This is a genomic window from Rhodococcus sp. IEGM 1408 (assembly GCF_033142235.1).
Classification (GTDB): domain Bacteria; phylum Actinomycetota; class Actinomycetes; order Mycobacteriales; family Mycobacteriaceae; genus Dietzia.
On sequence record NZ_JAWLRW010000001.1, the window covers coordinates 1 to 13513 of the forward strand.

11 protein-coding genes and 1 tRNA gene are annotated in these 13513 nt (G+C 68.8%); 7 read left to right on the top strand and 5 right to left on the bottom strand.

The window, feature by feature from the left end; translation table 11 throughout:
* Window positions 1-248: 248 nt before the first annotated feature.
* Entirely contained in the window at window positions 249-1502 is a 1254-nt protein-coding gene (locus R4P08_RS00005) for a pyridoxal phosphate-dependent aminotransferase (RefSeq protein WP_317811698.1), read from the top strand.
* Window positions 1503-1523: 21 nt separating this feature from the next.
* Here the strand turns inward: R4P08_RS00005 and R4P08_RS00010 are convergent, their stop codons facing one another.
* The 4 genes from R4P08_RS00010 to R4P08_RS00025 form a co-directional block, all read right to left on the bottom strand.
* On the bottom strand, window positions 1524-2906 hold the full coding sequence (locus R4P08_RS00010) for a UDP-glucose/GDP-mannose dehydrogenase family protein (protein WP_317811700.1): 1383 nt from the start codon (window positions 2904-2906) through the stop codon (window positions 1524-1526).
* Window positions 2907-3021: 115 nt separating this feature from the next.
* Entirely contained in the window at window positions 3022-3585 is a 564-nt protein-coding gene (gene dcd, locus R4P08_RS00015) for a dCTP deaminase (RefSeq protein ID WP_317811701.1), read from the bottom strand.
* Window positions 3566-4330: a hypothetical protein gene (locus R4P08_RS00020; protein ID WP_317811702.1), complete on the bottom strand. Its 765-nt coding sequence runs from the start codon at window positions 4328-4330 to the stop codon at window positions 3566-3568. The genes dcd and R4P08_RS00020 overlap by 20 nt, the downstream gene beginning before the upstream one ends.
* A 184-nt stretch (window positions 4331-4514) precedes the next feature.
* Window positions 4515-5339 (bottom strand): DUF2470 domain-containing protein, encoded by an 825-nt coding sequence (locus R4P08_RS00025; RefSeq protein ID WP_317811703.1) that lies wholly within the window; start codon window positions 5337-5339, stop codon window positions 4515-4517.
* A gap of 231 nt (window positions 5340-5570) precedes the next feature.
* On the opposite strand from R4P08_RS00025, the gene R4P08_RS00030 reads away from it, so the two are divergent.
* The 6 genes from R4P08_RS00030 (at window position 5571) to R4P08_RS00055 (ending at window position 12397) form a co-directional block, all read left to right on the top strand.
* Window positions 5571-5825, top strand: coding sequence for a hypothetical protein (locus R4P08_RS00030; protein ID WP_317811704.1), 255 nt, complete (start codon window positions 5571-5573; stop codon window positions 5823-5825).
* 72 nt (window positions 5826-5897) lie between these two features.
* Window positions 5898-5971 (top strand) — tRNA-Gly (locus R4P08_RS00035).
* Window positions 5972-6208: 237 nt separating this feature from the next.
* Complete coding sequence (locus R4P08_RS00040) at window positions 6209-7666, top strand: class I adenylate-forming enzyme family protein (protein ID WP_317811705.1); 1458 nt, start codon at window positions 6209-6211, stop codon at window positions 7664-7666.
* A 49-nt stretch (window positions 7667-7715) separates the two neighbouring features.
* Window positions 7716-9596: a DUF3556 domain-containing protein gene (locus R4P08_RS00045; protein WP_317811706.1), complete on the top strand. Its 1881-nt coding sequence runs from the start codon at window positions 7716-7718 to the stop codon at window positions 9594-9596.
* A 4-nt stretch (window positions 9597-9600) separates the two neighbouring features.
* Complete coding sequence (locus R4P08_RS00050; RefSeq protein WP_317811708.1) at window positions 9601-11019, top strand: NAD(P)/FAD-dependent oxidoreductase; 1419 nt, start codon at window positions 9601-9603, stop codon at window positions 11017-11019.
* Between the two features lie 85 nt (window positions 11020-11104).
* Window positions 11105-12397, top strand: a complete 1293-nt coding sequence (locus tag R4P08_RS00055; protein ID WP_317811709.1) for a helix-turn-helix domain-containing protein — start codon at window positions 11105-11107, stop codon at window positions 12395-12397.
* Between the two features lie 66 nt (window positions 12398-12463).
* Here the strand turns inward: R4P08_RS00055 and R4P08_RS00060 are convergent, their stop codons facing one another.
* Window positions 12464-13450, bottom strand: coding sequence for a methyl-accepting chemotaxis protein (locus R4P08_RS00060; protein ID WP_317811710.1), 987 nt, complete (start codon window positions 13448-13450; stop codon window positions 12464-12466).
* Between the last annotated feature and the right edge of the window lie 63 nt (window positions 13451-13513).

Below are 13513 nucleotides of genomic sequence, written 5' to 3' on the forward strand. Positions count from 1 at the left end.
GGCTGGCGCGGCGGCGGCTGGCGCGGCGGCCGGCGCGGCGGCGGCCGCGGCGGCGGCTGGCGCGGCCATCAGCACAGCTCCTGCGCCGGATACCGCCATCCCGATCGCAACGGCACGGGACACGGAGGCGACGCGGCTGAGATTCATGAAGGTATCTTTGCATTAACTTAGCCTTACAAATACAAAACGGGGCAACCGCTTCGTCCGCGATGCAGACCCCTGGGGCGGAGGTGGCAGAATCGTCAGGCATGACGCCTGAGTACCTCGGAAGCGAGCTCCGTCAGCCGCGCACGCTCGACCAGTCCTCCAAGCTCAAGAACGTCCTCTACGAGATCCGGGGCCCGGTGATGGCCAGAGCCAACCAGCTCGAGGCGGAGGGCCACCGGATTCTCAAGCTCAACATCGGCAACCCCGCTCCGTTCGGGTTCGAGGCGCCGGACGTGATCATGCGCGACATGATCGCCGCGCTCCCCCACGCGCAGGGTTACTCCGAGTCCAAGGGCATCCTGTCGGCCCGCCGGGCGATCTTCACGCGCTACGAGCTGGTCCCCGGTTTCCCCCACCTCGACGTGGAGGACATCTACCTGGGCAACGGCGTCTCCGAGCTCATCACCATGACCATGCAGGCGCTGCTCGACGACGGCGACGAGGTCCTCATCCCCGCGCCGGACTATCCGCTGTGGACCGCCATGACCTCCCTCGCTGGCGGCAAGCCGGTCCACTACCTCTGCGACGAGGACGACGAGTGGAACCCGTCGCTGGAGGACATCGCCTCCAAGATCACCCCGCGGACCAAGGCGATCGTGGTGATCAACCCCAACAACCCGACGGGCGCGGTCTACTCGCGCGAGGTGCTGCAGGGGATCGTCGACCTCGCCCGCGAGCACAGCCTGCTGATCCTGGCGGACGAGATCTACGATCGGATCATCTACGACGAGGCCGTGCACACCTCCATCGCCACGCTCGCCCACGACCTGCTGGTGCTGACCTTCAACGGCCTGTCCAAGACGTACCGGGTGGCGGGGTACCGCGCGGGCTGGATGGCCATCACCGGACCCAAGGCCCACGCGGCCGGATTCCTCGAGGGCCTGGAACTCCTGGCGTCGACCAGGTTGTGCCCCAACGTGCCCGCCCAGCACGCCATCCAGGTGGCGCTGGGCGGGTACCAGTCGATCAACGAGCTGATCGAACCGGGCGGCAGGCTGCACGAGCAGCGCGGCGTCGCGTGGGAGAAGCTCAACTCCATCCACGGCGTGAGCTGCGTCAAGCCGATGGGCGCCCTGTACGTGTTCCCGAAGCTGGACCCGAACGTGCACGAGATCCGGGACGACCGCCAGTTCGCCCTGGACCTGCTCGAGCGGGAGCGGATCCTGGTCACCCAGGGCACCGGCTTCAACTGGCCGGACCCGGATCACTTCCGGGTGGTCACCCTGCCCGCCGGCCGCGACCTGGCCGTGGCGATCGAGCGGATCGGCAACTTCCTGTCCTCGTACCGGCAGTAGCCCGCGGGCAGGTGGTCCGGGCTACGAGGCGGGCACTCCCCGCCCGAGGGCGCGGTAGGTCCACCCGGCCTCGCGCCACTCCTGGGCGGGCATGCAGTTGCGCCCGTCCAGCAGGATCCGCCCACGCGCGACCGCGGTCACCGCGGCCGGGTCGAGCGCGACGAACTCCGGCCACTCGGTGGCCACCAGCACCACGTCCGCGCCCTCGCACGCCTCGAGCGCCGAGGAGGCGTAGGTCAGCGTCGGGAACAGCGCCCGCGCGTTGTCCAGCGCCTGCGGGTCGTACACCACCGCGCTCGCGCCCTTGAGCGAGAGCATCCCCGCCACGTTCAGCGCCGGCGAGTCCCGCACATCGTCGGAGTCCGGTTTGAACGCCGCGCCCAACACGGCGATGGTCTTGCCGATCAACATGCCGTCGCACGCCTCGGTGGCCAGGTCGACCATTTTCTGGCGGCGCCGCATGTTGATCGAGTCGACCTCGCGGAGGAACGTCATGGCCTCGTCGGCGCCCAACTCCCCGGCGCGGGCCATGAACGCCCGGATGTCCTTGGGCAGACAACCGCCGCCGAAACCCAGGCCGGCACCCAGGAAGCGCCGCCCGATCCGCGGGTCCATCCCGATCGCATCCGCCAACACCGTCACATCGGCGCCGGCCGCCTCGCACACCTCGGAGACGGCGTTGATGAAGCTGATCTTGGTGGCCAGGAAGGCGTTCGCGCTGACCTTGACCAACTCGGCGGTGGCCAGGTCCGTCACGATCACCGGGCACGGATCGGCCTGAAGGATCGGCGCGTACGCCTCCTCCACCAACCTCCCGGCCGGCCCGAAATCCGCCAGCGCAGCACCCACACCAGCACGGACACCGCCACCGCCCTCGCCGCCGGCCAAGCCGATCACGATCCGATCCGGCGTGAGCGTGTCCTTGACCGCGAACCCCTCCCGCAGGAACTCCGGGTTCCACACCACCGCCGCGCGCACCCCGTCACGCACACCCGCGTCCGCGATCGTCTGCAACCGGGCCGCCGTCCCCACCGGCACCGTGGACTTGCCCACCAGCACCGCGTCCGAGGTAAGCAGCGGCACGAGCCGCCTCACCACGTCCTCCACATGCGAGGTGTCGGCCGCGAACTCGCCCTTACGCTGCGGCGTCCCCACCCCGATGAAGTGCAGGTCCGCGAACTCCGCAGCCTCCGCGTACCCGGTGGTGAACCGCAACCGCCCCGACTCCACATGCCGCAACAGGATCTCCGGCAACCCCGGCTCGTAGAACGGCACCTCACCCCGCCGCAGCCGCTCGATCTTGGCCTCGTCCACATCCACGCCCAGCACCTCGTGACCCAACTCGGCCATGCAGGCGGCGTGGGTGGCGCCGAGATACCCGGTTCCGAACACGGTCATACGCATAGGGCCGTTCTACCGTTCTCACCCGACCGGGTGGAGACAGGGTGGAGACGCGGTGGAGACACCGGGGTGAACACCGGGCCACCGGGCCAGCGGGGTGAACACCGGGCCACCGGGGTCAGCGGAAGTTCAGGTACGCCTTGGAGGCCGTCGGGCCGCGCTGTCCCTGGTACTTGGAGCCGACCGACTTGCTGCCGTACGGCACCTCGGCGGGGCTGGACAACCGGAACAGGCACAGCTGGCCGATCTTCATCCCGGGCCACAGGGTGATCGGCAGGTTGGCGACGTTGGAGAGCTCGAGGGTGATGTGCCCGTCGAATCCGGGGTCGATGAACCCGGCGGTGGAGTGCGTGAGCAGCCCCAGTCGGCCGAGCGAGGACTTGCCCTCGAGCCGGCCGGCGAGGTCGTCGGGCAGCGACAGCCGCTCCAGGGTGGCGCCCAGGACGAACTCTCCCGGGTGCAGCACGAACGGGTCGCCCTCGGCGGGCTCGACCAACTCGGTCAGCTCATCCTGCTGCTGGGCAGGGTCGATATGGGTGTAGCGCGAGTTGTTGAACACGCGGAACATCCCGTCGAGGCGGACGTCGATGCTCGACGGTTGGATCAGCGAGGAATCCAGCGGGTCGATTCCGAGCCGCCCGTCGGCGAGCTCGGCGCGGAGGTCACGGTCGGAGAGCAGCACGGTCTAGAGGGTAGCGCGACGCCCCGGCGAGCAGCCGGAGCTGGGTGCCCAACTCGGTGGCACTGGTGCACTCCTCGGTGAAGGGCAGCCGCTCCCGGTGGACACGCCCGTCGCGGCCGACGAGCTCGATGTCCACGCCTACACGGTCGATGCCCACCAGCAGCGGGCGCTCGGACGGCAGGCAGCGGCACACGCGCAGGGCCATCCGCGGCACCACCTGGCAGCGCGGGTCGTTCAGGTGGTCCAGCCAGTGCCCCTCGAGGTCGGCGAAGGGGTCGGGGCCGGAGGTGGCCAGGTCCTCGGGGTCGATGTCGGTCACGCCGCTCGAGTCGGTCAGGACTATCCGGCTGGCGCGGAGCCGGACCAGCGCGACGCCGGCGCCCACGTCCAGCAGGACGGGGTCGGGGAGGTCGCGGGCGATCCGGGCGGCGGTGCTGCGCTGCGCGCGCACGCCCGGCAGTTCGAGAAGACCCTCGACGACGACGATGCGGCGACAGCGTCCCTCCGCCGCTCCCCCGGTGATCTCGTCGAGGACCTCGAGTCGGGCCCGCACTCCCCCGAAGCCGACCGTCGCCACGTCGGCCATCGGTAGCGCCACCCAGAGGTCGGCGGTGTCCGGCACCTGGTGCACCAGGCTCACCTCGGACGTGTCGGCCCCGAGCTCGAGCGTCGACCGGGGGCAACGGCGCAGCGCCGAAGCCGCACGTTCCGCGGGCTCGGGGACGGGCCCCACCAGTGATCGCATGCTCTGCTCCTCGCCGTCGTTGATCCCGCAGTGTTTGATTCCACACTGTTCCCGCACCGTCCCGGCGCCTTCAGGGCAGGCGCCGGAACGGTCCGGGGGCGGGGACGTGACTACCCGCAGCGATCAACTTAGGTAAGCCTTGCCTCAAAGCGCAAGGGTTTTCTGGAAATTGGTCCTGCCGGGTTCAGCCGGCCAGGGACGCGAGCTGCCGCTGGACGTCCTCGGCGTCGCGGCAGACCTGCAGGAACGGGACCCGGACCACGTCCCGGAACCCGGTCGAGGGCGAGCCGATCGAGAGGTCCAGACCGAACCGGTCGATGCCCACGATCCTCGGATCGGTCCCGGCGATCTGCCGGCCGGCGCGCAGGGCGAGCCGGGCGGCGAGAGTGGAATCCGCGCCGAGGCGGCGTAGCCACGTCTGCTCGTCGATGCCGATCGGGTCCACCCCGGCCGCTGCGAGGTCACCCCGCGGGATCAGATGCGCCCCGTCGGCACCCAGGTAGGACACCTGCAGCGGCAGCAATTCGCTGAGCCGCAGCGACGCCTCCGCGCCCTGGCCCGACCCGCCGCCGTCGGGAGCGACCAGCCTGCGCCGCGACACCGAGGACACCGATGACGCGGTGACGATCCCGGAGAGGGTGACGATCCCGCGGGCGACCGCACAGTCGTCGTCGCATGGTGTCTCCCGCGCCGACGGACGCCCGTCGATCGCGAAGGACGGCCCCCCGGACCCCTCGCGGCACCGGCCCGTGCAGACCCTGTCGACGATCTCGACCGATGCGGAGGCTCCCGTCGATGCCATCCCAGCAGACTCCCCCGCCCCCCGGGACATGCCACCGACGTCCACCACCAGGACGATCACGCCGTCGTCACGGACCCTGGCCGAGCGCAGCGGTCGCGTCAGCAGTCCCGCCTCGACCGTGCCGACGGCGCCGCGCGCGAGGACGGTCCGCACCCTCTCGGCGAACGGCCGCTCCGTCGTCTCGTCCACCACGAACAGCTCGTCCATCACGGACCTCCTGGAATGCCGCCCACCGGGCGGACTGTTGGACTGTCGGACTGCCGGCCCCACAAAACGGACTCTCCTCACTTTTAGCACCGCGGTCCGCCGAATCGATACTTGTCACGGCCACGAACACCGTGAGACCCGCCACAGCGGGCCGCGCCGGCCGTGTCGGGACCACCGCACGGACGACGCCGGATATGCGCCGACCCCGCCTGACGTGGTGGAATCGGGGGCATGGACGAGTTCAGGGAAGAACCCTCGAAGTACCTCTGGCGCTGGACCAAGTGGTCGTGGGTGTGCGTGGGCCTCGCGGTGCTCATCGTGGCGATGGGTCTGACCGGCGGCGGCTCACCGACCCCGTGGATCTTCGGCGCGATCGTCGTGGCCGTGGTGGGCGGCATCGCCTTCGGGTTCGTGCCCCGCGCCTCGCTCGGCCAGCCCAAGCGGCCGATGACCCCCGAGGCCAAGCGGAAGGCCGCCGGGAAGTGACCACGGAGCGACCCCGTGCCGCACAGTGGCGGTTGGCCTCGTGCTAATCTGAACCGGCCTCCAACAGGCATCGCCGATGTAGTTCAATGGTAGAACTTCTGCTTCCCAAGCAGATGGCGCGGGTTCGATTCCCGTCATCGGCTCCACAGTTCGAATCGCACGACACCCGGCTAGAAGACACCTGAGGCCCTCCCACTGCGGGAGGGCCTCAGGTCATTTGGCGAGGATGCGTACATCCCCCTATTCCTGCAACCCAGCCGAATCCCCTCCGCGTTGTGCACGGTGCACTAATCCGATCGTGAACTTCGTCACATCTACCGATGTGCTCTTGACTGCTCCTGCGTAGTGTCCGAGGTCACACCAGCTACGGATCAGGAGTCGATGTGGAGTTCGAATACCTCCCCAGAGCACTTGCGCGACGGTTCGGTGACGCCCCCGGCATTCGTGATGACCGCACCGAGTTGAGCCACCGAGATCTCAGCGGGAGAGTGACCGCGATCGCCGCCCAGCTCAACGAACACGGCGTCACCAGGGGGGACGTCATCGCGGTGATGCTGCCTAACCGGGTCGAGCTGGTCCTCACGATCTTTGCCGCATGGCATCTAGGTGCTGCCGCCACGCCGATCAACCCGAACTTCACGAATGACGAGGCCGGCCACCAGATCAGGGACGCCGGGGCCCGGCTCGTCGTGAACTCGGGCCCCGGGGCGCCCGACGGCGGTGCGCCATCGATTGGCGTCAACGACCTATGGCGCAGTCCGGGCGACACCCCGCCGGAGGCGGCCACGCTCAGCGGAGACGATCTGGCTCTGGTCATCTACACCAGCGGGTCGACCGGGCGCCCCAAGGGCGTGATGCTCACCCATGCCAACGCCGACGCGATGTCGCGGTCGATGGCGGAGGTCATGAAGATGACCGCCGACGACCACTGCCTGCTCGTCCTCCCCCTGTTCCACGTGAACGCGCTGATGGTCAGTCTCCTGGCGCCGCTCCGGGTGGGTGCCCAGCTGTCCATAGTCGACGGATTCTCCGCCTCGACGTTCTTCGACAAGGTGGAACAACTGCGGCCGACCTACTTCTCCGCCGTGCCCACCATCTACGCACTGCTGCTCACCACTGGTGCCGGACGCCACCCGGACCTGTCGTCCTTGCGATTCGCTGTCTGCGGCGCGGCCCCGTCGACCCGGGAGATGCTCGACGCCGCCGAGGAGTTCTTCGGTATCCCGATCCTAGAGGGCTACGGGTTGACCGAGGTCACGTGTGCCTCGGCGGTCAACCCCATCGACGGACCGCGCAAGCCCGGCACCGTCGGCCCGGCGCTGCCCGGGCAGCGGATCCGCATCGTCGACGAGCACCTCGACAACGTGCCCACCGGCGCGGCCGGCGAAGTGTTCATCACCGGACCCGTGGTGATGGCCGGTTACCTCAACAACCCCGAGGCCACCAGAGAGACCATCGTGGACGGCTGGGTGCGCACCGGTGATGTGGGCACCCTCGACGAGGACGGCTACCTCACCATCGTCGACCGCATCAAGGACATGATCATCCGCGGCGGCGAGAACCTCTACCCCAAGGAGATCGAGAACGCCATCGGCAGCCTCCCCGGGGTCCTCGAGGTCGCGGTGGTAGGTCGCCGGGACGACGTGCTGGGCGAGGTCCCCGTGGCGTTTGTCGTCCCCTACCCCGAAGCCGAGCTGACGCCCGACGCCGTGATCGCCCACTGCTCGGAGCGCCTCACCCGGGTCAAGGTTCCGGTCGCCGTGCAGATCGTCGACGCGCTGCCCAAGAACCCGGTGGGAAAGATCGACAAACCGCGTCTGCGCACCTCACTCGTCGCCTGAGCAGCCAATCCTCTGATCCTCTGAACCCATTCCTAGAAGGAGAATTCCCATGGGGTTTATGCAAGCCGACATTCCACCAGTGGATCCGGCGAAGTTCGAGTCCATACCGACCATGGAACGCATGAAGCTGCTCGCCCAGCACTGGGTGGAGTTCGGCTTCGGCGCTCCGAAGATCATGCATTCCCTATATCTCGTCAAGGGGTTGTTCTTCTTCGTCGCCGGGTGGCTCATCATCGGGCTCTCCACACCCGGCCTGCCGCTGCTCGACCTGGGCGCGTGGTGGAGCGAGGTGATCGTCTACCAGAAGGCCATGATCTGGGTGATCCTCTGGTCGGCCACCGGGTTCAACGAATCGTGGGGGCCGCTGGCCTTCAAGTTCAAGCCCAACACCGCCGGGTACCGCTACTGGATGCGGACCGGAACACTCCGGCTCCCGCCCTGGCCCGACAAGGTTCCGTTCACCAAGGGCGATGAGCGAAAGGCGATCGACGTCGCGCTGTACTTCGCCATGCTCGCCACGCTCGCCCTGGGCCTGGTCCTGCCCGGTCAGCAGACCGCCGCGGCCTACAGCGAGGCCGGCCTCGTCCCCGCGTGGCCGTTCCTCACCTTCGTCGCGATCCAGCTGGTCATGGGCCTGCGGGACAGGGTCACGTTCCTGGCCTCGAGGCCTGAGCAGTATTCGGTGATCATGCTCGGGTTCGGTGTCCTGACCATGTACGGCACCGGTCACGTGGACATGATCATCGTGGCCAAGATCGCGATGTTCGCGGTGTGGTGGGGTGCGTTCATCTCCAAGATCGGCGTCCACTTCACGCCCACCGTGCAGACGATGCTCACCAACGGCCCGCTGATCAAGTCCAAGGCACTTCGTCGGTCGCTCTACCGCAACGCTCCCGAGGATCTGATGCCCACCAAGGTGGCCTTCTTCGCCGCGCACGTCATGGGCACGGTCGTCGAGTTCGTCGTCCCGGTCATCATGCTGTTCGCCACCAACTGGACCGTCGCGGTCCTGGCGGCCGCGTTCATGATGTGCTTCCACGTGTTCATCTACTCGATGTTCGCGCTGGCGATGCCGCAGGAGTGGAACCTCTTCTACGTGTTCGCGACGCCCTTCGTGTTCCTGGGCTTCTTCGCCGGGGACGGTTACGCCCTGTGGGACGCGAGCAGCGTGTGGGTCGTGGTGGCCGCCGCGGTCCTCACCCTGACCGGCCCGATCGCCGGCAACTTCCGCCCCGACAAGATCTCGTTCCTCATCGGAATGCGTCAGTACGCCGGCAACTGGGCATCCTCCACGATGGCGTTCCGCAACAACGGGTGCGAGGCCAAGCTGGACAACCCCGCCTTCGTGACCTCGATGACGTCCCCGCACAATCAGCTCTCGGCCCTGTTCGGGCCCGAAGGAGCGGAGATCTTCCTGCAGAAGACCACCGCGTTCCGGATGATGAACACCCAGGGCCGCGGCCACATGTCCATCATGCCGTCGGTGGTGGACAGCATGGAGAACTATCGCTTCCGCGAAGGTGAGGTGTTGTGCACCTTCTTCTCCGGGTGGCAGTTCGGAGACGGGCACCTGTTCGACGAGCGGACGATCGCGGCAGTGCAGAAGCGGTGCAACTTCGAGCCGGGCGAGTTCATCAGCGTCTGGACCGAGTCCCAGCCCCTGCACAAGAAGACCATCGAGTACCGCGTGATCGACGCGGCCCTCGGGGTGGTGGAGCGCGGCCACTACGACGTCCGCGACGTGGTCAAGGAGCAGCCCTGGTTGCCGAACGGGCCGATCCCGTTCACCGTGACCTGGCGCCACCCGGAGTACCTGCCGGCCGACCAGCGGGCGTCCTCGTCGATCCCGTCGTCGCCCGGCGCCGAGGGGTCCCTGACCGACAGGACCAGCGCGGCCGGCTACGACGAGACCCCGGTGGGGGCGAGCTGAGCTCATGCCCTCAGCGATCATCGTCGGTAGCGGGCCCAACGGCCTGGCAGCCGCGTTGACACTGGCCGCCGATGGAGTCGATGTGACCGTTCTGGAAGCATCCGACTCCATCGGCGGCGGCACCAGGTCCGGCGAGTTGACCTTGCCGGGCCTGCTGCACGACCAGTGCTCCGGCTTTCACCCCCTCGCCGTCGACACGGGCTTCAGTCGCCAGTTCGACCTCGAGTCCCACGGCGTGCGCTGGGCCCTTCCCGAGGTCCAGTACTCCCATCCCCTGGACGACGGGCGCGGGGCCGCGGTGTGGCGGTCCGTGGAACGCACCGCGACCCACCTCGAGGCCGACGGGGACTCCTACCGGCGGATGTTCGGCGCCCTCACCGAGCGTTTTCCTGAGATCGTCACCGAATTTCTCCAGCCCATGGTCCACATCCCGAGCCATCCCCTGGCACTGGCGCGATTCGGGGCATACGCCGCGACGCCGGCCACCCTGCTCGCGCGACGCTGGCGCACCGAGGAGGCGAGAGCGCTGTTCGCCGGCGTCGCCGCCCACGCCTTCCGGCCGTTGGACTCGGTGATGTCCTCGGCCATCGGCGTCGCGCTGGGCACGGCCGCACACCGCTACGGATGGCCGGTCGCGGTGGGTGGCTCCGCCACGATCACCGGGGTGATGGCCGCCCGGCTGGCGGAGTTCGGCGGGCGGATCGAGACGGGGGTCACCGTGCGCGATCACCGCGAACTGGGTGACCCCGACATCGTCATGCTCGACACCTCGCCCGCTGCCGCCGCGACGATTCTCGCGGGCGCGATCCCCGCTCGGGTCGACCGTGCGTACCGGCGGTTCCGCCATGGACCGGGAGCGTTCCAGGTGGCCTTCGCGGTCGAGGGGGGAATCCCGTGGACACACCAACCCTCCCGGCGGTCGGGAACCGTCCACGTCGGGGGCACGCTGGCGGAGGTCGCCCACGCCGAGAAGCAGGTCGTGCGCGGCATCATGCCCGAGCGGCCGTTCATACTGTTGGGTCAGCAGTCAGTGCCCGATCCGGGCCGCGCACGGGACGGGGTCCATCCGGTTGACGCGTACGCGCACGTGCCCGCCGGCTGGACCGGGGACGCCACCCAGGCGATCATCGACCAGATCGAACGCTTCGCACCCGGCTTCCGCAGCCGGATACGCCACACCACCACGCGGTCCACGCAACAGATCGAGAGCTACAACCCCAACTATGTCGGGGGCGACATCGTGACCGGCGCCAACACCCCCCGGCAGCTGGTGTTCCGTCCGCGGGTGGCGCTCGACCCCTACGCCACGGGCGTTCCCGGCGTCTACATCTGCTCGGCCGCCGCTCCCCCGGGCGCCGGGGCCCACGGGATGGCCGGGTGGAACGCCGCGCGGTCGGCGCTCGAGTACCTGGCAAAGCGGTGACCGTGACGAGCGAGAGAACCGGGTCCACGCATCACCGGCGCGCGCGACCCGGACGACGACCCCGGCGACGACCCCGGCGACGATCATGCTGAGCACCTCCCCGCAGGACCCGGAGCGCCTGGATGAGCTGACCCGACAGATCGGATTGCGGCTCAGCACCAGGACCGCAGCCGTGTCCGACGGCATGACCGAAGCCATCGAGAAGGCCATCGGAGAGCTCGACGACGAGGGCATGCGGGCCGCACTGCACGCCAGTGTCTCGAACAACGTGGAGGTGATCATCGATCTGCTGTCGCACACCAGGCCGGCCCACGATCTCCCGCCGCTGCCCGCCGCAACCCGCTACGCGGTGGAACTCGCCCGGCAGGACGTGTCGAGTGCACCTCTGCGCCGCGCGTACCACGTGGGTTCGGACGCCCTGCTGGCCCATGTCTTCGACCAGGTACAGGAGATCGACTGCGAACCCCACGAGAAGCTGCAGTTGTATCACCACCTGGCCGGGTGGATGTTCCAGTACGTCGACGAGATCACGCGCACGGTCATCGCGGCGCACGAGGAAGAGGTGCGCTCCTCCCACAACCGCGCGGCCAGGTCGATCAACGCGTCCATCAACCGGGTGTTGACCGGCGAGGCGATCGACCCGGACGAGTTCGAGCGGGTGACGGGGTACCAGCTCAACCAGGTGCATCTGGGCTGCCGGGTCTGGATCGACGACTTCGGAACCGTCCCGGATCAGGCCCGGCTACTCACCGACGCGGTGACTCTCCTGGCCGAGGAGCTGGACCTGAGCCACGATCCGCTGATGGTCGTCACGGGGCGCGCCACCGCCGAGGTGTGGTTCGGCATGGACGGCCGGCGCAGCCCGGTGGAGGCTCACATCGCGGCCCCGGTCGCAGCGGCGATACCCGGTGCCCGGATCGCGTTCGGGGCACCGTCCCCGGGGCTCGAGGGGTTCCGCGTCACACGCGTCCAGGCAGAACAAGCCGCCGCGGTCGCCCAGGTCTCCACCACTGGGGACGCGCGGTCGGTCTCCTACTCCGACGACGGGATACCGGTCATCGCCCGGTTGGCCGAGGACCTCGGGACGACGCGTCGGTGGGTCCACGAAGTCCTCGGCGAGTTGGCCTGCGACACCGCGCACGCGGCCAGACAACGCGAGACGGTGCGGGTGTTCCTCGAGACGGCCGACAGCTACACCGAGACGGCATCACGGCTGCTCCTCCACCGGAACTCCGTGAAGTACCGGCTGACCAAAGCCGAGAGCGAGCTGGGCAGACCGATGAAGGAGAGACGGCTGGACACGCAACTAGCGCTCGCCACGTGCCGGGTGCTGGGAAGCGTCGTCCTCTCACCCGCCGACGATCAACCGCCCGCCTAGACGGCACCACGACATCCAGACTGGAAGCCTCCCACCACGGGAGGGCCTCAGGTCATCGGGCGAGAGCTATCTCTCGGCTGGTCCGGTCCGGTCCGGGCCCGGCCGGTCCGGGTCGGTCCGAGGCGTCCCGGTCTTGCCGTTCTCCCCGCGGCGGCGCAGGAGCTGGAATCCGGGAATGCCTGCCACCGCCTCCAGGCACTGCTGGGCCACCTCGAGGATCTGGTGCACCTCGGGCGCGACCGTGTCCAGGGACGCCAGAACCGGCATCACGTCCCTCTCGAGGGTGTTGCCCAGGGCCGGCAGGTGGTCGATGAACTGCACCACCGCCTTGATCTCGTCCGGATCGACCGATTTGAGGACCTCTTCGGTGATCGGTTCGAGCAGTGCGATCGTCTTGTCGGCGTACACCAGGACCTCGGTGATCCGGGTGGCGACGAGCCTCGCGAGCTCCGGATCCAGGTCGGCGTCCACGAGTAGCGCCTCCACCACGGGTCGGACGGGCGCGAGCGTGGACTCCGCGAAGTCCAGCATCGGCACGACGCGGTCGATGAGTCCTCCGGCAGTGGCGACGAGGCCGTCCGCCGCGTTCACCGTGGACCCCACCCGCGCCACCACCCCGTCGGCGGAGTCGACGGTCGAATCGACGCGCGCCACCACCCCGTCGGCGGAGTCGACGGTCGAATCGACCCGCGCCACCACCCCGTCCGCCGCGTCCACGGTGGAGCCGACGCGGGCGACTATTGCGTCCGCAGACGAGACCGTTCGAGCGACGTCATCGACCACCCTGTCGGCCCGCGCCACCGTGCTGCGCACCCCGTCGACGGTCTCGGCGGCGGTTGCCACGATCCCGTCGATCGAGGCGACCGTCCGGTCGACCTCGTCGAGCAGTCGCTGAACCCGCTGGACGATCCCCTCGACCTCCTCCAGCAGCGCCAGAACGCGCGCGGGCAGGAGCAGGAACTCCCGAGCCATCGCGAGCTCCCACTCGACCACGCGGAAGGCGGTCTGGAGGACGGACGACGCGGAGGGAACCCGCAGTTGGATGTCTGCCATGGATCGATTCTGCCCGAATCGAGCGACCGCCGAGCGCTCTCTGCCAGACCGGGTCGCGGCCAT

What these genes read in the sequence shown, in the direction of transcription:
- R4P08_RS00050 (WP_317811708.1), top strand. Translation starts at nt 9,601, where the DNA reads ATGCCCTCAGCGATCATCGTCGGTAGCGGGCCCAACGGCCTGGCAGCC.
- R4P08_RS00020 (WP_317811702.1), bottom strand. Translation starts at nt 4,330, where the DNA reads ATGCGATCACTGGTGGGGCCCGTCCCCGAGCCCGCGGAACGTGCGGCT.
- R4P08_RS00025 (WP_317811703.1), bottom strand. Translation starts at nt 5,339, where the DNA reads ATGGACGAGCTGTTCGTGGTGGACGAGACGACGGAGCGGCCGTTCGCC.
- R4P08_RS00060 (WP_317811710.1), bottom strand. Translation starts at nt 13,450, where the DNA reads ATGGCAGACATCCAACTGCGGGTTCCCTCCGCGTCGTCCGTCCTCCAG.
- R4P08_RS00030 (WP_317811704.1), top strand. Translation starts at nt 5,571, where the DNA reads ATGGACGAGTTCAGGGAAGAACCCTCGAAGTACCTCTGGCGCTGGACC.
- R4P08_RS00055 (WP_317811709.1), top strand. Translation starts at nt 11,105, where the DNA reads ATGCTGAGCACCTCCCCGCAGGACCCGGAGCGCCTGGATGAGCTGACC.
- R4P08_RS00010 (WP_317811700.1), bottom strand. Translation starts at nt 2,906, where the DNA reads ATGCGTATGACCGTGTTCGGAACCGGGTATCTCGGCGCCACCCACGCC.
- R4P08_RS00045 (WP_317811706.1), top strand. Translation starts at nt 7,716, where the DNA reads ATGGGGTTTATGCAAGCCGACATTCCACCAGTGGATCCGGCGAAGTTC.
- R4P08_RS00005 (WP_317811698.1), top strand. Translation starts at nt 249, where the DNA reads ATGACGCCTGAGTACCTCGGAAGCGAGCTCCGTCAGCCGCGCACGCTC.